Raw genomic sequence first — 18,887 nt, 5'->3', positions numbered from 1 at the left:
GCGGTCGGACGCGCCAGCGCGGTGACGTCCGTAGCGTGGAGGGCATGATCACAGCAGAAGGTCTCACCAAGAGGTTCGGGGACAAGACGGCCGTCGACGGCGTGTCGTTCACGGTCCAGCCGGGCACCGTCACCGGGTTCCTCGGCCCGAACGGCGCGGGCAAGTCCACGACGATGCGCATGATCGTGGGGCTGGACCGTCCCACCTCCGGTCGCGCCGCCGTCGCGGGCCGCGAGTACCGCAAGCTCCGCGCGCCGCTGACGGAGGTCGGGGTCCTGCTCGACGCGAAGGCCGTGCACACGGGACGCACGGCACGGAATCATCTGCGAGCGATGGCGGCCACGCACGGCATCCCGGACTCACGCGTGGACGAAGTGATCGACCTGGCCGGGATCGGCTCCGTCGCCCGCAAGCGGGCAGGGAAGTTCTCGCTCGGCATGGGGCAGCGCCTCGGCATCGCCTCCGCGCTGCTGGGAGACCCGCACACGCTGATCCTCGACGAACCCGTCAACGGCCTCGACCCGGAGGGGGTGCGCTGGGTGAGGCAGTTCGTGCGTCATGCCGCCTCCGAGGGACGTACCGTCCTGCTCTCGAGTCATCTGATGAGCGAGATGGCCCAGACCGCCGACCATGTGATCGTCATGGGTCGAGGGAGGGTTCTCGCGGACGCACCGCTCTCGGAGCTCGTGCGGTCGTGGACCAGGAACACGGTGCGGGTGCGCACGCCGCGTCCTGCGGATCTCGCCGCCGCGGTGGGTGCACCGGACGTCGAGATCGTCAGCTCGGCGCCGGACCTGCTCGACATCGTCGGGCTCCCCGCCGCGCGCATCGGCGACCTGGCCGCCGAACGCGGTATCCCCCTGCACGAACTCACGCCGACCACCGGTTCCCTCGAAGACGCCTACCTCGCTCTCACGGGCGACGCCGTCGAGTACCGCACGAAGGAGCTCTCATGACCACGCACGCCCCCGCTGTCGCTGCGCCGCGCGTCGACACCGGTCATCGACTCACGTTCTTCCGAGCCGTTCGCAGCGAGGGCATCAAGCTCGCGACCCTGCGCTCGACCTGGTGGTCGATCGCCATCGCCGCGGTGCTGACGATCGGTATCGCTTCGCTGATCGCGCAGGCGGTCGACCTGCCCGGCTTCGATCCCATCCAGGCTGTGGTCATGCCGATCCAGTTCACCATGCTGCTCGCCGGCATCATCGGCGCGATCGCGGTGACCGGCGAATACTCGACGGGCATGATCCGCTCGACCCTCACGGCGGTCCCGCTGCGCGGCACCGTGCTGCTGGCGAAGTCGCTCGTCCTGGCGATCTTCCTGTTCGTGTCGTCGCTCGTGATCTTCGGCGTCGCCGCTGTCGCCGTCGGAGCGATCGTGGGGGGCCGTGATCAGAGCATCGACTGGTCCGACCCGTCCGCGTCGCTCCTGCCGATCGTGGTCGCGTCGCTGTCGATGTCCGTGTTCGCGCTGATCGGCGTCTCCTTCGGGTTCATCCTCCGCTCGGGTGCCGGCGCGATCGCGGCGACCGTCGGACTGCTGTTCGTGCTGCCGATCGTCGCGAACTTCTTCGCGATGGCGGGCGAGGCCTGGGCCTGGGTCGTCGATACCGCCGCCTACCTCCCGGTGGCCGCGGCGCAGAGTGCGATCCTTCCGGGCGAGGGTGCCGCGCTCGATGCACCGGTCGCCTTCCTCACCCTCGGCTGCTGGGTGGTCGCCGGGCTGCTGGCCGCCTCGGCCGTGCTCCGCTCGCGCGACGCGTAGAGTCGGCCCGTGAGCAGAACGCGCAGCCGCAGCGACTCGATCCGGGAGGACGAGGAGCTGCGGCTTCCGCGTCCTCCCGGTCTGTTCCGGCGCTTCTGGGCCCGACACCCCGTGGTCGCCGACGTCCTGCTCACCGGGTTGTGCATCCTCCTGACGCTCACTCCCGCGGCACGCCTCGACGACAGGCTGCCGGCCCCCTGGGCCATGACACTCGCCGTCCTCTGGCCCGCCGCGGTCATCGCCGCCTGCGCCACGTTGCTGTGGCGCCGACGCGTGCCGCTCGTGCCGGCGATCGCGGCGTATGCGCTGGACGTCTTCTTCCTCCTCTCGGCTTCCCCCGGGGGTAGCCCGCTCCTGCTCATCGCCGGTTTCTCCCTGGCCGTCTACGGCTCGTCCCGGGCAGCATGGACCGCCTTCGGGTGGGGTCTCGCTGCCGTGTCGGCGGTCGCCGGGCTGCTGCTCCTGAGCGGCGTGATCACCCTGCAGTCGGGGCTGAACACTGTTCTGAGCACGGTGGTCCTCGGACTCATCGGCACCCTGATCGGCGTGAATGTGGGTAACCGCAAACGGTACCTCGACGCCGTGATCGACCGGTCGCGACAGCTCCTGGTCGAACGCGACCAGCAGGCCCAGCTCGCCGCTGCGGCGGAACGCGCGCGCATCGCTCGCGAGATGCACGACATCGTGTCGCACTCCCTCACGGTCATCGTCGCCCTGTCGGAGGGTGCTGCTGCGACCTCGGACCACGCGCAGGCTCGCGCTGCGGCCTCGACCGCGGCGGAGACGGCACGCAGCGCGCTGGCGGAGATGCGGGCCATGCTGGGGGTCCTTCGCGACGATGACTCGCCGCTGCCGCTCGCACCGGTGGAGCCCACGCTGCCGCGGGAGACGGTCGAAGCCGCTCAGCGCGCGGGTTATCCGGTGACGCTCACGGTGACCGGCAGCGCAGAGGTCCCGCCGACCGTCGCTCACGCGCTCGGGCGAATCGTGCAGGAGGGCGTGACGAACGCGATGCGCCATGCGCCCGGGGCGTCCGCCATCGAGGTCTCCATCGCATATTCCGCGGACGCCGTGACTATCGACGTCCTCAACGACGAAGTCTCCGGCAGCCTCGTGGACTCGGGCGGTTTCGGTCTGCGCGGACTCTCGGAGCGCGCGACACACGTGCACGGCGATCTGCACTCCGGCCCCGACGGCCCGGGGCGATGGCGCCTGCGGGCCCGGCTTCCCCTCGCTCCCCCCACCCTCGAGCACACATCCACCACGGAGAACCCCTCATGACATCGCCGATCCGCGTCCTTCTCGTCGACGACCAGGAACTGATCCGTCTGGGCTTCCGGATGGTGCTGGAGTCCGAACCGGACATCGAGGTGGTCGGGGAGGCGAACAACGGCCGGGCCGCCATCGCGCAGAGCGCCGCGCTTGCGCCGGACCTCGTGCTGATGGACATCCGCATGCCCGAGCTCGACGGTATCGCCGCGACCACGATGATCGTGCGCGACCGTCCGGCCACCCGGGTCCTCGTGCTCACGACGTTCGACCTCGACGAGTACGCGTTCGGCGCGATCCGCGCGGGAGCGAGCGGATTTCTGCTGAAGGATGCGCAGCGCCACGAGATGCTCGCCGCGGTACGGGCGGTCCATCGCGGCGACGCGGCGCTGTCCCCTCGGATCACCCGCCTGCTGCTGGAGCACGTCGGACCCCGGCTCGGCTCAGGAACCGCGCCGGAACCGGATCGCGAGGACGCGGCGCGTTACGCCTCCCTCACCGATCGGGAACGGGAGGTGTTCCTCGCGATCGGCGAGGGTCTGACGAACGCCGAGATCGCGCGACGCCTCTATGTGGGCGAATCCACCGTCAAGACGCACGTGGGACGCGTGCTCGCGAAGCTGGACGCACGCGACCGCATCCATGCCGTGATCCTCGCGTACCGGCTCGGGCTGGTGGGCGACTGAAGCCTCAGCCTGCGTGCGTCGGCGTCCACGCGGAGATGTCGTTCAACCGGCGTACCTCGTCGGACGACAGCTCCAGGCGCGCGCCCGCCAGCAGGTCGGGAACTTGTTCGACCGTGCGCGCGCTCGCGATGGGAGCGACCACGGTCGGCTGGGCCCTCAGCCAGGCCAGCGACACGGCGGCGACCGATGCCCCGCGGGCGTCCGCGATGTCGCGAAGGGTGTCGATGATGCGAAGTCCCTGTTCGGTGGCGTACTTGGCGGCGCCCGCGGCCCGCGGCGAGCCCTCCCCGGTCGCGTCGGTGGACCGGTACTTCCCCGTGAGGAAGCCGCTCGCGAGGGCGTAGTACGGCACCAGACCGAGGCCGAACTCCTCCGCGATCGGGATGATGGTGTCCTCCACGACGTTGCGGTGCACGAGGTTGTAGTGCGGTTGGATGGCCACCGGCCGCGCGACGCCGAGCCGCTCAGCGATGTCGATCCACTCCCGGATGCGCTCGGCGGAGTAGTTGGACACCGCCACATGACGCACGAGACCGTCGGCGACGAGCTGCCCGAAGGCGGCGACCGTCTCCTCCAGCGGCACGGACTCGTCGTCGAAGTGCGCGTAGTACAGGTCGAGCTCGTCCACGCCCAGGCGCTTCAGTGATGCCTCCGCCGCCCTCCGCACCGTGGCACCGGAGAGTCCGCGGAACTCGGGGTGCTGGCTCACCTTGGTCGCGACCACGACGCCCTGCGGACGGCGCGAGGCGAGCCACTCCCCGATGATCGTCTCGCTCTCTCCCCCGTTGTTGCCCTCGACCCAGGCGCTGTAGGAATCCGCCGTGTCGATGAAGTCGCCGCCGCCGTCGACAAAGGCGTCGAGGACGGCGAAGGACGTGTCGCGATCGGCGGTCCAGCCGAACACGTTGCCACCGAGGGCGAGAGGAAGAACGTCGAGGTCACTGGTGCCGATACGTGTCATGATCACGTCAACCACGACCACCGGGCCTCGCATTCCCGCGAATACGGCGAGGTGCGCTGGACTTAGGCGGCAGTTTCGCCCTGGTCATAGATCTGCGAAGGGCGTCCCACCAGTCGACTGTCGGGTGCGTGCGCGATCCGCGTGTCTTTCCCGTCGTATTCGAAGCGCGACAGCACGTAACGGATGGCTTCGAGTCGGGCACGCTTCTTGTCGTTGGACCGGACGACGATCCATGGTGTGACCGGCGTATCCGTATGGAAGAACATGGCTTCCTTTGCGGTGGTGTAGTCAGCCCACCGGTCCATGCTCGCAATGTCGGTGGGGCTCAGCTTCCACTGCTTGACCGGGTCGTCGCGACGGCGGTCGAACCGGCGGCGCTGCTCGGCCTCCCCTACCGAGAACCACAGCTTGATCAGGCGAATGCCCGAGCCCACCAGCATGCGTTCGAGCTCGGGCGCAGTCCGCAGAAACTCCTGATACTCCTCGTCGGTGCAGTAGCCCATGACACGCTCGACCCCGGCGCGGTTGTACCAGGAGCGGTCCATCAGCACCATCTCGCCCCCTGAGGGCAGGTGCGCGATGTACCGCTGGAAGTACCACTGGGTGCGCTCGGCCTCGGTGGGCTTGTCGAGAGCGACGACGCGCGCACCGCGCGGGTTCAGATGCTCCATGAAGCGCTTGATCGCGCCGCCCTTACCCGCCGCATCCCGCCCTTCGAACAGAATGAGCACACGCTCTGCACTGTGCTTCACGTATGCCTGCAGCTTCAGCAGTTCGATCTGCAGGAGGCGCTTCTCAGCCTCGTACTCGGCACGAGAGAGCTTCTCCGTGTAGGGATAACCCTGCTGCCACGCGGGAACATCCACTGTCGGCCTCCTCGAATCGGCACGGCCGCGCGAGGGCCAGATCGGATGCGCGCAGGTGGCCGGGGCGGGGTGCCGGCCACCTGCACGTAAGTAACATAACACTTACCAACGTGTTACGCAAATGGCCGGTTGTCATCGCCACTCCCGGCCGAGGAGGAGCGGGAGAAGGCAAGAGTCACGGGCGTCGTCGACGGATCGGCGCCCGGGCGGGTAGGCAGGATCGCACCACGATGGCGTCAAGGGCAGACAAGAGCGCTCGTGAGGATCTCGAAAGGCGCCCGCAGCCCCATGCGGAGTGAGAGCCGACTACGGGACTCGAACCCGTAACCCCCGTATTACAAGTACGGTGCGCTACCAATTGCGCCAAGTCGGCGGATGCCATCAGCTTAGCGATGGCGGAGACGGCCTCGCGTTACGGCGTCGGCGTCTCGGTGGACGACGGAGTCGGAGTGGGGGTCGCGGTAGCCGAGTCGTAGTACGCCTCGCTCGCGACCGACATGACGAACGTCGACAGCTCCTGCGGGTCGTCCAGCGCACCGACATAGGCCTCGCCGTTCACGACGATCATCGGGGCCGCAGTAAGGACGAGGTCATCCGAACCGGCGAGCGGCCCCTTGAGCGCACGCGTCGTCGCCTCCTTCGCCCAGTTCACGAAGTCGCCCTCCTGGATGCACTTGCGCACCACCTTGGCGTTGTCGACACCGACCGCACCCGCGAGGTTCGCCAGCTCCTGATCGGAGAGGCCATCGCTGCCGACCTCCGGCTGATCGTCGAGCAGGTCGTGGTTGAACGCGTAGAACTGGTCGGGCGAGTGCGTCGCCACACAGGCGGCCGCCGCAGCCGAACGCAGCGAGTACTTGGTCCCGTTGGAGCTCGCGGTCAGCAGCGCCACCGGGTGATAGCTCACGGTTGCCGCACCGTCCTCGATCCACTGGGCGAGCAGCCGCGCGTTCGCGCGCTCGAACTTGCCGGCATCGGGCGACAGGTAGTCGACATAGACGTGCACGTCCACCGCCTGCGACGCGGTGGGGTCAGGCGTGGGGGACGCAGTGCCCGCCTCCGACGGCTCGGGCGTCGGAGTGGCCGGGGCCTCGGCGGAAGCGGACATGGACGAGATGTCGGTCACGACGACGCCGTCTGACTCCATGCCGCTGGGGCTGAGCTGCGGCTTGGAGACCTGCGAGGTGACGGCGAGCGTGACGGCCGTGCCGATCGCGCCGACAGCGATCACCGCGACCGCGCCGATGATGATTCGTCGCATGAGGCGCGCCCTCGACTGCTGGGCATGCACCTTCTGGGCCTTCTCCCGCACGACCTCGCGGGAATTGCGAGGTGCGGGGACGTTCGGCGTTTCGTCGCTCGACATCGTTCCTCTTGAGTCTCGGGGGGTCCGGGTTGGCCCCGACCGCCATCCGGCGGCGACCGCCGCAGAGCGCGGCCGGGTTCGATGCTAGTCATCGAGGCTGAGAAATACCCAGGTACGTCCGATCGTGCCATACTGAACCCGACCCGATGGCGGGTCACGGCGGGTCGCTCCGCCGCTTCATTCACTACGGATCGTCCGGCACGTACCTGCCGGTGAAGGAGAAACACGATGGCATCTGTGACTTTCGACGAGGCCACCCGCCTCTACCCCGGCGGAACCCGTCCGGCCGTCGACAAGCTCAACCTCGAGGTCGGAGACGGCGAGTTCCTCGTCCTGGTCGGCCCCTCCGGTTGCGGCAAGTCCACCTCCCTCCGCATGCTCGCCGGCCTCGAGGAGGTCAACTCCGGCCGCATCCTGATCGGCGACCGTGACGTCACCGACGTGCCGCCGAAGGACCGCGACATCGCCATGGTCTTCCAGAACTACGCGCTGTACCCGCACATGACGGTCGCCGAGAACATGGGCTTCGCGCTCAAGATCGCCGGCGTCGGCAAGGAAGAGCGTGCCGCCCGCGTGCTCGAGGCCGCCAAGCTCCTCGACCTCGAGCAGTACCTCACCCGTAAGCCGAAGGCCCTCTCGGGTGGTCAGCGTCAGCGCGTCGCGATGGGCCGCGCGATCGTCCGCCAGCCGCAGGTGTTCCTCATGGACGAGCCGCTGTCGAACCTGGACGCGAAGCTCCGCGTGCAGACCCGTACGCAGATCGCATCCCTGCAGCGTCGTCTCGGCGTCACGACCGTCTACGTCACGCACGACCAGACCGAGGCCCTCACGATGGGCGACCGGATCGCCGTGCTCAAGGACGGCCTGCTGCAGCAGGTCGGCTCGCCGCGCGACCTGTACGAGAAGCCGAACAACGTGTTCGTCGCCGGCTTCATCGGTTCGCCCGCCATGAACCTGTTCGCGGCGGACCTCGCCGACGGCGGGGTGCGCTTCGGCACCGAGGTCGTGCCGCTCGACCGCGACACGGTCGGCCGCGCCAACGGCTCGCAGGTCACGGTCGGCGTCCGTCCGGAGGACATCACCGTCGGTCCCGCCGACGGCAAGGGCCTCTCCGTCGTCGTCGACCTCGTCGAGGAGCTCGGCGCGGACGGCTACCTGTACGGCCACACCGAGATCAACGGCAAGCGCGCCGACCTCGTGGCCCGCGTCGACGGCCGCAACCACCCGAACGCCGGTGAGACCGTGACCCTCGCGGCCAACCCCGGCCACGTGCACGCCTTCGACCAGGAGACGGGCGACCGCCTGAACGACAAGCCGGTCGTCTCCGCCTGATCGGACACACCATCCGCGGCGCGGGCTGACTTCGGTCGCCCGCGCCGCGGTCTTTTCCCCACCAGGAGCATCCATGCAGGACTCGCTGCGGATCACCGCCAGCACCGTCGACCCCGGCCTCCTCGCCCTGCCCTGGTCGACCAGCCTCGCGAAGTGGCCCTCCGAGCACATCGTGTCGCTGCCGAAGGGCCTCTCGCGTCACCTCGTGCGCTTTGCGGACCTCTCCGGCCGCGTGGTCGCGGTGAAGGAGACCACCGCGGCGATGGCACAGCGCGAGTACGACATGCTCGGCAACCTCGCCCGACTCGATGTCCCGTGTGTCTCACGGGTCGCCGTGATCGCCGGGCGCACCGATGCCACCGGTGAGCCCCTTCCCGCCGCTCTCGTCACCTCGCATCTGCGCTTCTCCATGCCCTACCGTGCGCTGTTCACGCGGGTGCTGCGGCCCGACACGGCGACGCGGCTCGTGGACGCGCTCGCCCTGCTGCTCGTCCGCCTGCACAACGTCGGGTTCTACTGGGGAGACGTCTCGCTCTCCAACACCCTCTTCCGTCGCGACGCCGGCGCCTTCGCGGCGTACCTCGTCGACGCGGAGACAGGAGAGTTGCACGAGGAGGGACTGACCGACGGGCAGCGCGCATACGACCTCGATCTCGCCCGCACCAACATCGCCGGGGAGATCATGGACCTGGCCGCCGGCGGACGCCTCGAACACGGCGTGGACGCGATCGCCATCGCCGACGGCATCGTCTCCTCATACCGCTCGCTGTGGGCGGAGCTCACGGCGCAGGAGTCGTTCTCCGCAGCCGAGACCTGGCGCATCACCGAGCGCGTCGAACGTCTCAACGCACTCGGCTTCGACATCGACGAGATGTCGATGTCGACCACCGCCGACGGGACCGTGGTGGAGATCCAGCCGAAGGTCGTGGACGCCGGGCACCATCAGCGTCGCCTCATCCGACTGACGGGGCTCGACGTGGAGGAGAACCAGGCCAGGCGGCTGCTCAACGATCTGGACGAGTTCCGCGCCCGCTCCACCAAGCAGTGGGCCGACGAGGAGATGTACGCGCATGAGTGGCTCACTCGCGTGTTCGAGCCCGTCGTGCGCGCGATCCCCTACGATCTCCGCGCCAAGCTGGAACCGGCCGAAGTGTTCCACCAGGTGCTGGAGCATCGGTGGTACCTGTCACAGGCGCAGGGACGCTCCGTCGCGATCGCCGAAGTCCTCACCAGCTACATCAACGATGTGCTGCGCCACCGCCGCGACGAGGCCACCATCATGGGCCCGCCCACCGAGACGATGAGCCTCCCGGTGATCACGGGCACGCTCTCGCTCGCCGACGACGACGATCAGGTGGACTGGCGCGATCTCGTCTGAGACCGCGACTCAGTACCCCACCGTGAACCGCTCACGGTGATGGTTGCCCTGCTCGATCTCATCCACGACGGCCACCGCGAAGTCCGCGCCGGAGATGAACGACTTCCCCGCCCCATCGCGCACGAGAACGTCGCCACCGTCGCGGTAGTGTCCCGTCCGCTCGCCCTCCGCCCAGGGCCCGAACACCTCGGCCGGGTGGATGAAGAACCAGTCCAGCGTGGGTTCGGTGTCCTCGAGCAGCGCGAGCGAGTCGATGCCGACCTGCGCCTCGTGCTTGTACTCCTCGGGGAAGTCGAGGTCGAACAGCCGCGGTCCCCCGGGAGCGACCAGGCTGCCCCCGGCCCCGCCGACGACGCCGAGTCGCGTCTCCGTTCCCTGGAGGAGACCGACGACGGTGCTGAGGGCGTCGAGCACCCGATCCTCCATGTCGCCCCGCGGCGACAGCGCCGACACCACCGCATCGGCACCCGCGAACGCCTCCGTCAGCGACGCCGGATCCAGGGCCGAGCCCTGCACGTACGCCGCCCCCGCGACCGGATCGGCCGGTACCGAGCGTGAGATCGCGACGACGGCGTGATCGCGGCTCACCGCCTCCGACACGATGTGCCGTCCGGCGTAGCCGGTTCCTCCGAGGACGATGATGCGCGCCATGCTGTGCCCTTTCTGGTACGGTCAGTCGGCTGCGCGAACCGTCGCCACCTGGTAGAGAGCGACGGACGCGGCGATCCCGGCGTTCAGCGACTCCGTCGCCGCCGAGATCGGAATGGAGACGATCTGGTCGCAGGTCTCGGTCACCAGGCGGGACAGGCCCTTGCCCTCCGAGCCGACCACGATGACGACGGGACGGTCTGCCAGCTGCAGCTCCGGCAGCGACACATCGCCGTCACCGTCGAGCCCCAGCACGAACACTCCCTGCTTCTTGAACTCCTTGAGCTGCGTGGTGAGGTTCGTCGCGAGGGCGACGGGGATGCGCGCGGCGGCACCCGCACTGGTCTTCCACGCCGCCGAGTTCACCCCGGCGGAACGGCGCTGCGGCAGGATGATGCCGTGACCGCCGAACGCGGCGGTCGAGCGGATGATCGCGCCGAGGTTGCGCGGATCGGTCACCCCGTCGAGCGCCACGAACAACGGCGTCTCGCCGCGGTCGATGACCTCCTCCAGCAGATCCTGCGGGTGCGCATACTCGTACGGCGGGACCTTCAGCGCGACGCCCTGGTGCACGCCGTCGAAGCCCGCCATGCGGTCGAGCTCCTGCCGCGTGACCTCCAGGACCGGGATGTCGCGGTGCGTCGCGATCGACAGCATCTCCTTGACGCGGTCGTCCATCTCGACCCGCTGCGCGATGTACATCGCCGACGCGGGGATCTTGGCCCGCAGCGCCTCCAGGACCGAGTTACGGCCGGTGACCGTCTCGGTGTCGGTCGTGTTGTCCTTCGCCCTGGCCGTGCGGTTGGGGTTGCCGCCCGAGGACTGACGTCCGCCGGGCTTGCCCTTGCCGCCCGCCGCCGCGTAGCGCTCGGCCGCGGCCTTGCGCTTCCCGGCCGGGTGCCACGCGCGGTCCTCGGCCTTCGGGGTCGGGCCGCGCCCTTCGAGCGCCTTGCGCCCGAGGCCACCGGTGCCCTTGGTCGGGCCCTTCTTCTTGCCCTTGCTCGCGCCCGGGCGTCCTGGCTTAGCCATCGATACTCCAATGAGTTCCGGCCGGAGTGTCCTCCAGCGTGATTCCTGCGGCGGCGATCGCGTCACGAATACGATCCGCCGCCGCCCAGTCCTTGTTCGCCCGCGCCTGAGCACGCTGCGTGATCATCTCCCGCACCAGCGCGTCGAGCGCGGATGCGTGGGCGCCGGCGACGCTCGTGGGTGTGCTCGGCCGCAGGCCCAGCACCGTCGTCATGGCGAGAACGGCTCGCGCCGCCGCGATGGCCGCCTCGCCGTCCCCGGCATCGAGCGCGGAGTTCCCTGCGCGCACCGTCTCGTGCACGACCGCGAGAGCCTGCGGAACGCCGAGGTCGTCGTCCATCGCGTCGGCGAAAGCTGCCGGCAGGTCGACCCCGGTGACGGACGCGTCGGCGTCGACGACTCGCGACGCCCGCTCCAGGAACGAGCGGATGCGCCCGAGCGCGGCCTCCGCTTCGGCCCACGACGACTCGGACAGATCCAGGCTCGAACGGTAGTGCGCGGCAGCGAGCGCGTACCGCACCACCAGCGGGTCGTGGGCGTCGAGCACGTCACGAGCGAGCGTGAAGTTGCCGAGCGACTTCGACATCTTCTGCCCGTCCACCGTCACGAGCCCGTTGTGCACCCAGTACCGGGCGAAGCCGTCGCCGGCCGCGGTCGACTGGGCGAGTTCGTTCTCGTGGTGCGGGAAGCGGAGGTCGAGCCCGCCGCCGTGGATGTCGAACTCATCGCCGAGGTACCGCTTCGACATCGCCGAGCACTCGATGTGCCACCCGGGGCGACCGGGACCCCACGGCGAGCTCCACGTGGCATCTGCCGGCTCCCCCGTCTTCGCGCCCTTCCACAGCGCGAAGTCCTGCGGGTTGCGCTTGCCTCGCGGATCCGCATCCTCGGCGGCTTCCATCGCGTCCACCGACTGATGGGTCAGCGCGCCGTAGTCCGCCCAGGACCGCACGTCGAAGTACACATCGCCGGAGCCGTCCGGGGCCGGGTAGGCGTGGCCGCGCTCGATGAGGAGTGCGATGAGCTCCTGCATCTGGGGCACCGAAGCCGTAGCCCTCGGCTCATAGGTCGGCGGAAGGATGCCGATGCCGGCGTAGGCCGCGGTGAACTCCTGCTCCATCCGGTAGGCGAGCGCCCACCAGGGCTCGGCCGAGGTGGCGTTCAGCAGCACCTTGTCGTCGATGTCGGTGACGTTGCGCACGAACGTCACGCGCCCGAACCGGTGCTCGAGCCACCGCCGCAGCAGGTCGAAACTCAGCGCCGCCCGCACGTGACCGATGTGCGGCCCCGACTGCACGGTGGGTCCGCAGACATACATCGTGATGTTCTCGGGGTCGAGAGGCACGAAGTCGCGCAGCTGCTGTGCGCGGGTGTCGTAGAGGCGGAGGGTCACCGGTCAAGCCTACTCGGCGGCCGGGCGGGGCTCCTGATCGTGTCGCCGATCCACTCGGGAGTCAGCTCCCCCGCGTGCCCTCCGACACCACCAGCGCAACCGCCGTGACCGCGACGCCCTCGCCGCGACCGGGGAAGCCCAGCGCGTCGGTCGTCGTCGCCGAGACCGCGACCGGGGCACCGCCGAGAGCCGCCGACAGCGTGCGCTCAGCCTCGACTCTGCGGGCGCTGAACCGCGGACGGTTGCCCTGGAACTGCACCGACACATTGCCGATCACGAAGCCCGCATCGGCGAGCAGCTCCCTCGTCCTCGACAGGAACACGTCGGCGTGTGCACCGGCGTACTCCGGGTGCGCCGTGCCGAAGTGCGTCCCGATGTCGCCCAGGCCGGCGGCGGCGAGGAGGGCGTCGACGATCGCGTGCGCAACCGCGTCGCCGTCCGAGTGCCCGGACAGCGCCTGTTCCCCCGGCCACTGCAGCCCGGCGAGCCAGAGGTCGCCGTCGCCGCCGAACGCATGCACGTCCGTGCCGACCCCGACGCGTGGCAGACCGAGAGCGCCGGGGTGGTGCCGGACCTCCGTGGTCGCCTGCGGTGCTGCGGCGAGCAGGGTCCTGGCCCGCTCCAGGTCGCCCGGCGTCGTGATCTTGAACGACCGCTCGGAACCGGGGACCAGCCGCACGGCATGCCCTGCGGCGGCGAACAGCGCTGCATCGTCGGTGTAGTCCGCGCCTTCCTCCGCGGCACGCGCGTACGCCGACTCGAGCGTGCCGCGCGGAAAGCCCTGCGGCGTCTGCGCGGCGGCAAGCTCCGAGCGGTCGACAGCACCGGTCACGACGCCATCGCTCACACGCTTGAGGGTGTCGACCACGGGCAGCACCGGAAGAGCGGCTGCCTCGTTCGTGACCGCCGCCGCGACGGCATCGATCACGGAGGGCGGGGTGAGGGCCCGCGCGGCGTCGTGCACGAGCACCGTGGTCACGTCGCCCCACAGGGCATCGAGACCTGCGGCGACGGACTCCTGGCGGGTGGCCCCGCCGGTGACGACGCGGCCGAGGTCCACGCGGTCGCCCGCCGCGGCGAGCAACTCGGACTCCGCGTCGCCCTCGTACCCGGCCGGGGCGACGACGATCACCTGCATGGGCTCTGCGGCGAAGACGCCGTCGAGCGCGTGGCGCAGGATCGTGTGGTTGTCGATGCCGACGAAAGCCTTGGGCGCCCCGGCCTCCAACCGGGTGCCGGACCCTGCGGCGACGACGATGATCGCGGTGTGCGGAACGGGAAGGATGCTCACGTGTTCACGTTACCCGCGGGAACGACGAAAGGCGGATGCCGCAGCATCCGCCTTTCCTCGTGAAGGAGTCAGGAAGCGAGAACCTCGTCGAGCAGCGCGCCCGCCTTGTCCTCGTCGATCTTCTCGGCCAGAGCCAGCTCCGAGATGAGGATCTGACGCGCCTTCGCCAGCATCCGCTTCTCGCCCGCGGACAGCCCGCGGTCCTGGTCGCGACGCCACAGGTCACGCACGACCTCGCTCACCTTGATGACGTCGCCGGAGGCGAGCTTCTCCAGGTTCGCCTTGTAGCGACGGGACCAGTTGGTGGGCTCCTCCGTGAAGGGTGCGCGCAGCACCTCGAATACGTGATCGAGGCCCTCCTTGCCGATCACGTCGCGAACGCCGACCAGGTCGACGTTCTCGGCCGGGACCTCGATGATGAGATCGCCCTGCGTGACGTTGAGCTTCAGGTACTTCTTCGTCTCGCCCTTGATGACGCGCTCCTTGACCTCGATGATGGTCGCAGCGCCATGGTGCGGATAGACGACGGTCTCGCCAACCTCAAAAAGCATAAAAACATGTCCTTTCGGCAACCTCAAGGATACCACAGGGGATATGCGCTAAGGTTCGCGCTCCCTGGTCCACGGGTCGTGGACGCGTACCCATAGAATGGGTACGGATATCCCGTCGGACCTCAGGAGGACCCGTGAAATCGCGCCTTGTTGCGTCTGCCGCCATCAGCGCCCTCGTTCTGCTCGGCGCGACCGGGTGCACGTTCATCACCCCGCAGTCGACCAAGATCGAGTACGCGGCCTCCGACGGCGTGAACGTCTCCGACAAGGACGGCCCGATCGACGTGCGCAACGCCCTCGTCATCGCCAACGAGGACGGCACCGTCGGCAACTTCATCGGCGCGATCGTGAACCCGACGCAGGACCGCGCCACGCTCACGATCTCCCTCGAGGGTGGCGACCCGTTCACCGTCACGGTCTCCGCGGGCAAGACCATCAGCCTCGGCTCCGACGAGGAGCCGCTGCGTATCGTCGGGCTCGACACCAAGCCGGGCGCCACGGTCGACATCCACTTCCAGTCGGGCGACTCGGCCGGCGTCACCACCGCGGTGCCCGTGCTCGACGGCACCCTCCCCTACTACGCGGACCTCGCCCCCGAGGGCGACTGACACCGCACGACCACGAGGCCGGCACCCCAGGGGTGCCGGCCTCTTCGCGTCTGCCGTGCTCAGCCCTCGAAGCGGTAGCCCAGGCCCCGCACCGTCACGAGCATCACGGGCTCGCTCGGGTTCTCCTCGATGCGCGAGCGAATACGCTTGATGTGCACGTCGAGCGTCTTGGTGTCCCCGAAGTAGTCACTCCCCCACACCCGGTCGATCAACTGCCCGCGCGTGAGCACCCGACCGGAGTTGCGCATCAGCACTTCGAGGAGCTCGAACTCCTTCAACGGCATGTTGATCTGCTCCCCCGCGACCGACACGGTGTGACGGTCGATGTCGAGCGAGACGCGACCGCCCTCGAGCACCCTCTCGTCCAGCTCCCCCTCGGCCTGGACGACTCGACGCAGGACCGCACGCATCCGCGCGAGCAGCTCCCGCGATGAATACGGCTTCGTGATGTAGTCGTCGGCACCGAGTTCGAGACCAACGACGATGTCGACCTCCGAATCCTTCGCCGTCAGCATGATGATCGGGATGGTCGAGGTCGACCGGATCTGACGGCACACCTCGGTGCCCGGCATCCCCGGCAGCATCAGGTCGAGCAGGACGATGTCCGCGCCGCGCTCACGGAACGCAGCCATGGCGCCGGGACCGTCCTCGGCGATCTCCACCTCGTAGCCTTCGCGACGCAACAGGTACGCGAGCGGGTCGGCGAGGTCGGGCTCGTCTTCGACCAGAAGGATGCGGGTCATGCGGTTTCTCCGTTTCGGACGCGCGCACCGGTGGCTTTGACCGCCTTGCGCGCGCGCTTCTTCTTGTTCTTCTTGTCGCGATCCGCGTTCGCGGGGGCATCGATCTGCGGCAGACGGATCGTGAACGTCGAGCCGCGACCGGGCCGCGACCACAGGCGAACCTCGCCGCCGTGGCGCTGCGTCGCGTGCTTCACGATCGACAGGCCGAGGCCCGTGCCGCCCGTGCGCCGCGACCGTGCTTCATCTGCCCGGTAGAAGCGCTCGAAGATCCGTTCCCGGTCGGCCTCGGCGATCCCGATCCCCTGATCGGACACCGCGATCTCGACCACCTCGTCGTCGGCGCGGACGCCCACCCCGACCCGCGAGCCTCGCGGGGAGTACACGATGGCGTTGGCGATGAGATTCCCCACCGCCTCGATGAGGATCTGGGCGTCGCCCCGCACCCACACGCCGCGATCGCCGCCGCGCGCGAGCTCCACACCGGCGGAGTCGGCCTGCACGACATGCGCTTCGATCGACGACGCGATCACCTCGTCGATCGCGACCGGGCCGACCTCCGTCAGCCCGTCCTCCGCCTGCAGCCGGGAAAGGCTCATGATGCGCCCCGTGAGCTGACCGAGCCGGCTGGCCTCTGCCGAGATGCGGGCCGCGAATGCCCGAACCTGTGCCGGGTCGTCGGCGGCCGACTCGATCGCCTCCGCGAGCAGGCTCACGGCCCCGACCGGCGTCTTGAGCTCGTGACTCGTGTTCGCCACGAAGTCGCGACGCATCTGGTCCAGGCGCTCCTGCTCCGTCACGTCACGCACGATCAGCAGCACCAGACGCGCACCGATCGCACTCGCCCGGGCCGACACGAGCCGGGGGTCGAGACTCAGGCCTCCGCGTGTGATCCGCAGGGACTCCGTCGCGGTCTCGCCGGACGCGCGCACGCCGCGCACCAGCTGACGCAGCTCCGGGTTGTCGAGCGTGGACCCCACCTCGATACCGAAGCGCGACGCGGCGCGCGAGGTCGCGAGCACCAGACCGGAGGCATCGACCACGCAGGCCGCGTCGTCCATGCTGCCCAGCACGTCGGTCATCCCCTGCGGGATCGACGTCGACGTCTCCTGCTCGGCACGCGCCCTGGCACGGTACGCCCAGGCCACGAGAAGCGAGAGCCCGACGCCGATCACCAGCCCGATGGCAAGGGAGGACAGCGCGAGCTGCGGGAGCGTCATGACACCAGCGTAGAGCGCGTTCACCGCCCGTCCGGCGGGTTTCCGCGGTCTGACGGGGACGCGAGACGTACTATTCACTCGCTGGGCACCGTTCGTTAACCTTCGGAGCAGACAATCGCTTCGGGCCTGCGCGCGCGGGCCCACACTCGTGCGGACGCCCCGCCGCCTCGCGCTGACGACTCAGCAGAGATCCGAACGAAAGGTTGCGCCCCCATGCGCGAAGTCTTCCACCAGTCCCTCGAGGACCTGCAGTCCCGCCTCGTCGAGATCGCCGACCTCGTCACGGTCTCGATCGACAAGGCGACGCGGGCATTCGCGACCAGCGACGTCGCCCTGGCCGAGGAGGTCATCGCCGACGACGCCAAGATCGACGAGCTGGCCGTCGCCCTCGACGAGCAGGCCATCGAGATCCTCGCGCGGCAGCAGCCGGTCGCCCGCGACCTGCGCATCGTCGTCACGGCGCTGCGGGTGAGCGCCTCCCTGGAGCGCATGGGCGACATGTCGGAGCACATCGCCCAGCTCGCGCGTCTGCGGTTCCCCGAGCGCGCCATCCCGAAGGGCCTCAAGGGCACGTTCGTGCGGATGGGCGAGCTCGACGTGGAGATCTCCCGCACCCTCGCCGAGCTACTCCGCACGCAGGACCTCAAGTTCGCCGACCAGATCCGCAATGCCGACGACGACGTGGACGAACTGCACGCCAGCGTGTTCGAGAAGGTGCTCAGCGACAACTGGAAGGGCGAGGCGGTCGCCACGGTCGACGCCACCCTGGCCAGCCGCTACCACGAGCGCTTTGCCGACCACGCGGTCGCGGTCGCCAAGAAGGTGGTGTACCTCTCCACGGGCGACTGGCACGTCGAGGAAGAGGACATCGCGCTCGCCGTGGAGCAGCAGGAGCTCGGGCACGCCTGAGCGCCCCCGCACACGAAGAGACCCCCTGCGCCTTCCCGTGACAGGGGGTCTCTTCGCGGTTCGGGCGGAGGTTACTTCTTGCCCTGCGCGGCGACGGCGGCGGCACCGGCAGCGGCGGCCTCCGGGTCGAGGTAGCGGCCGGGTCCGGTCGGCACATTGTTCTCATCGAGCTCGTAGACCAGCGGGATACCCGTCGGGATGTTGAGGGCGGCGATGTCGTCGTCGCTGATCCCCTCGAGGTGCTTCACGAGTCCGCGCAGGGAGTTGCCGTGCGCCGTCACCAGGACGGTCTTGCCTGCCTCGAGGTCGGGCACGATCGCGTTCTCCCAGTACGGCAGCAGGCGGTCGATCACGAGCTTGAGCGACTCGGTGCGCGGGACCTCGCCGTCGATGTGCGCGTAGCGCGGATCGTTCACCTGACTGAACTCGCTCTCGTCGGCGAGCGGGGGCGGCGGCACGTCGAACGAACGACGCCACAGCTGGAACTGCTCCGGACCGAACTCCTCGAGCGTCTGCGCCTTGTCCTTGCCCTGCAGCGCCCCGTAGTGGCGCTCGTTGAGTCGCCAGGAGCGCGTGACCGGGATCCACAGCCGGTCGGCCGCGTCGAGGGCGATGTCGGCCGTCTGGATCGCGCGGCTGAGCAGCGAGGTGTGCAGCACGTCGGGGAGGATGCCGGACTCGGCGAGCAGCTCACCGCCGCGACGGGCCTCGCCCTTGCCCTGCTCGGTCAAGCGGACGTCCACCCAGCCGGTGAAGAGGTTCAGTTCGTTCCACTCGCTCTGGCCGTGGCGGAGCAGGATCAGGGTGCGCTTCGCAGTCATGCGGCCAGTTTATCCGGGGCCGTGGATCGCGCAGGGCTGCGGACGGGAGAGGAT

At 69.2% G+C, this 18,887-nt stretch carries 19 protein-coding genes and 1 tRNA gene; 8 read left to right on the top strand and 12 right to left on the bottom strand.

The genetic code is table 11. The features are described from left to right. The first annotated feature begins 44 nt into the window (after positions 1–44). The 4 genes from KE274_RS09905 to KE274_RS09890 are packed head-to-tail and all read left to right on the top strand — an operon-like array spanning position 45 to position 3,720. Positions 45–956, top strand: coding sequence for an ABC transporter ATP-binding protein (locus KE274_RS09905; protein ID WP_211543237.1), 912 nt, complete (start codon positions 45–47; stop codon positions 954–956). Beyond that, complete coding sequence (locus KE274_RS09900; protein WP_211543235.1) at positions 953–1,765, top strand: ABC transporter permease; 813 nt, start codon at positions 953–955, stop codon at positions 1,763–1,765. Before KE274_RS09905 ends, KE274_RS09900 begins: the two co-directional genes overlap by 4 nt. Positions 1,766–1,774: 9 nt before the next feature. Beyond that, positions 1,775–3,046 carry a sensor histidine kinase gene (locus tag KE274_RS09895; protein ID WP_211543233.1) on the top strand — a complete coding sequence of 424 codons (1,272 nt, stop codon included), beginning with the start codon at positions 1,775–1,777 and terminating at the stop codon, positions 3,044–3,046. After that, positions 3,043–3,720, top strand: a complete 678-nt coding sequence (locus tag KE274_RS09890) for a response regulator (protein WP_211543231.1) — start codon at positions 3,043–3,045, stop codon at positions 3,718–3,720. The genes KE274_RS09895 and KE274_RS09890 overlap by 4 nt, the downstream gene beginning before the upstream one ends. 4 nt (positions 3,721–3,724) lie before the next feature. Here the strand turns inward: KE274_RS09890 and KE274_RS09885 are convergent, their stop codons facing one another. From KE274_RS09885 to KE274_RS09870, 4 genes are all read right to left on the bottom strand, one after another. Next, positions 3,725–4,681, bottom strand: a complete 957-nt coding sequence (locus tag KE274_RS09885) for an aldo/keto reductase (protein WP_211543229.1) — start codon at positions 4,679–4,681, stop codon at positions 3,725–3,727. Positions 4,682–4,743: 62 nt separating this feature from the next. Continuing rightward, on the bottom strand, positions 4,744–5,589 hold the full coding sequence (ppk2, locus tag KE274_RS09880) for a polyphosphate kinase 2 (protein WP_307872186.1): 846 nt from the start codon (positions 5,587–5,589) through the stop codon (positions 4,744–4,746). 258 nt (positions 5,590–5,847) lie between these two features. Beyond that, a tRNA-Thr gene (locus KE274_RS09875) sits at positions 5,848–5,920 on the bottom strand. A gap of 39 nt (positions 5,921–5,959) precedes the next feature. After that, positions 5,960–6,913 (bottom strand): DsbA family protein, encoded by a 954-nt coding sequence (locus KE274_RS09870; RefSeq protein WP_211543225.1) that lies wholly within the window; start codon positions 6,911–6,913, stop codon positions 5,960–5,962. A 228-nt stretch (positions 6,914–7,141) separates the two neighbouring features. Between KE274_RS09870 and KE274_RS09865 the strand changes: the two genes are divergently transcribed. Both KE274_RS09865 and KE274_RS09860 read left to right on the top strand, forming a co-directional pair. Then, positions 7,142–8,245 carry an ABC transporter ATP-binding protein gene (locus KE274_RS09865; RefSeq protein WP_211543223.1) on the top strand — a complete coding sequence of 368 codons (1,104 nt, stop codon included), beginning with the start codon at positions 7,142–7,144 and terminating at the stop codon, positions 8,243–8,245. Positions 8,246–8,318: 73 nt separating this feature from the next. Next, the gene (locus KE274_RS09860; protein ID WP_211543221.1) at positions 8,319–9,623 is read left to right on the top strand and encodes a DUF4032 domain-containing protein; all 1,305 of its coding nucleotides are present in this window, start codon (positions 8,319–8,321) and stop codon (positions 9,621–9,623) included. A gap of 9 nt (positions 9,624–9,632) precedes the next feature. Here KE274_RS09860 and KE274_RS09855 read toward each other — a convergent pair whose 3' ends face one another. The 5 genes from KE274_RS09855 to KE274_RS09835 form a co-directional block, all read right to left on the bottom strand. After that, positions 9,633–10,274 carry an NAD(P)-dependent oxidoreductase gene (locus KE274_RS09855; protein ID WP_211543219.1) on the bottom strand — a complete coding sequence of 214 codons (642 nt, stop codon included), beginning with the start codon at positions 10,272–10,274 and terminating at the stop codon, positions 9,633–9,635. A gap of 21 nt (positions 10,275–10,295) precedes the next feature. After that, a complete protein-coding gene (gene rlmB / locus KE274_RS09850) occupies positions 10,296–11,300 on the bottom strand; it encodes a 23S rRNA (guanosine(2251)-2'-O)-methyltransferase RlmB (protein WP_211543217.1) in 1,005 nt (334 codons plus the stop codon). Further along, positions 11,293–12,693, bottom strand: a complete 1,401-nt coding sequence (cysS, locus tag KE274_RS09845) for a cysteine--tRNA ligase (RefSeq protein ID WP_211543215.1) — start codon at positions 12,691–12,693, stop codon at positions 11,293–11,295. The genes rlmB and cysS overlap by 8 nt, the downstream gene beginning before the upstream one ends. Before the next feature lie 61 nt (positions 12,694–12,754). Further along, a complete protein-coding gene (gene ispD / locus KE274_RS09840; RefSeq protein ID WP_211543213.1) occupies positions 12,755–13,984 on the bottom strand; it encodes a 2-C-methyl-D-erythritol 4-phosphate cytidylyltransferase in 1,230 nt (409 codons plus the stop codon). A 68-nt stretch (positions 13,985–14,052) separates the two neighbouring features. Beyond that, a complete protein-coding gene (locus tag KE274_RS09835) occupies positions 14,053–14,535 on the bottom strand; it encodes a CarD family transcriptional regulator (RefSeq protein WP_025104308.1) in 483 nt (160 codons plus the stop codon). Between the two features lie 134 nt (positions 14,536–14,669). On the opposite strand from KE274_RS09835, the gene KE274_RS09830 reads away from it, so the two are divergent. Next, entirely contained in the window at positions 14,670–15,143 is a 474-nt protein-coding gene (locus tag KE274_RS09830) for a DNA modification methylase (RefSeq protein WP_211543210.1), read from the top strand. Between the two features lie 59 nt (positions 15,144–15,202). Here the strand turns inward: KE274_RS09830 and KE274_RS09825 are convergent, their stop codons facing one another. Next, a complete protein-coding gene (locus KE274_RS09825; protein WP_211543208.1) occupies positions 15,203–15,886 on the bottom strand; it encodes a response regulator transcription factor in 684 nt (227 codons plus the stop codon). Next, positions 15,883–17,103, bottom strand: coding sequence for a sensor histidine kinase (locus KE274_RS09820; protein ID WP_211543206.1), 1,221 nt, complete (start codon positions 17,101–17,103; stop codon positions 15,883–15,885). Before KE274_RS09820 ends, KE274_RS09825 begins: the two co-directional genes overlap by 4 nt. A gap of 213 nt (positions 17,104–17,316) precedes the next feature. Between KE274_RS09820 and phoU the strand changes: the two genes are divergently transcribed. Beyond that, positions 17,317–18,012, top strand: a complete 696-nt coding sequence (gene phoU / locus KE274_RS09815; protein WP_211543204.1) for a phosphate signaling complex protein PhoU — start codon at positions 17,317–17,319, stop codon at positions 18,010–18,012. A gap of 71 nt (positions 18,013–18,083) precedes the next feature. Here the strand turns inward: phoU and KE274_RS09810 are convergent, their stop codons facing one another. After that, positions 18,084–18,833 carry a phosphoglyceromutase gene (locus KE274_RS09810; protein ID WP_211543202.1) on the bottom strand — a complete coding sequence of 250 codons (750 nt, stop codon included), beginning with the start codon at positions 18,831–18,833 and terminating at the stop codon, positions 18,084–18,086. Positions 18,834–18,887 lie beyond the last annotated feature (54 nt).

Origin of the sequence: Microbacterium paraoxydans, assembly GCF_018224615.1 — a bacterium.
GTDB classification, from domain to species: domain Bacteria; phylum Actinomycetota; class Actinomycetes; order Actinomycetales; family Microbacteriaceae; genus Microbacterium; species Microbacterium paraoxydans_B.
This window is presented reverse-complemented; position numbering and strand designations above follow the sequence as displayed.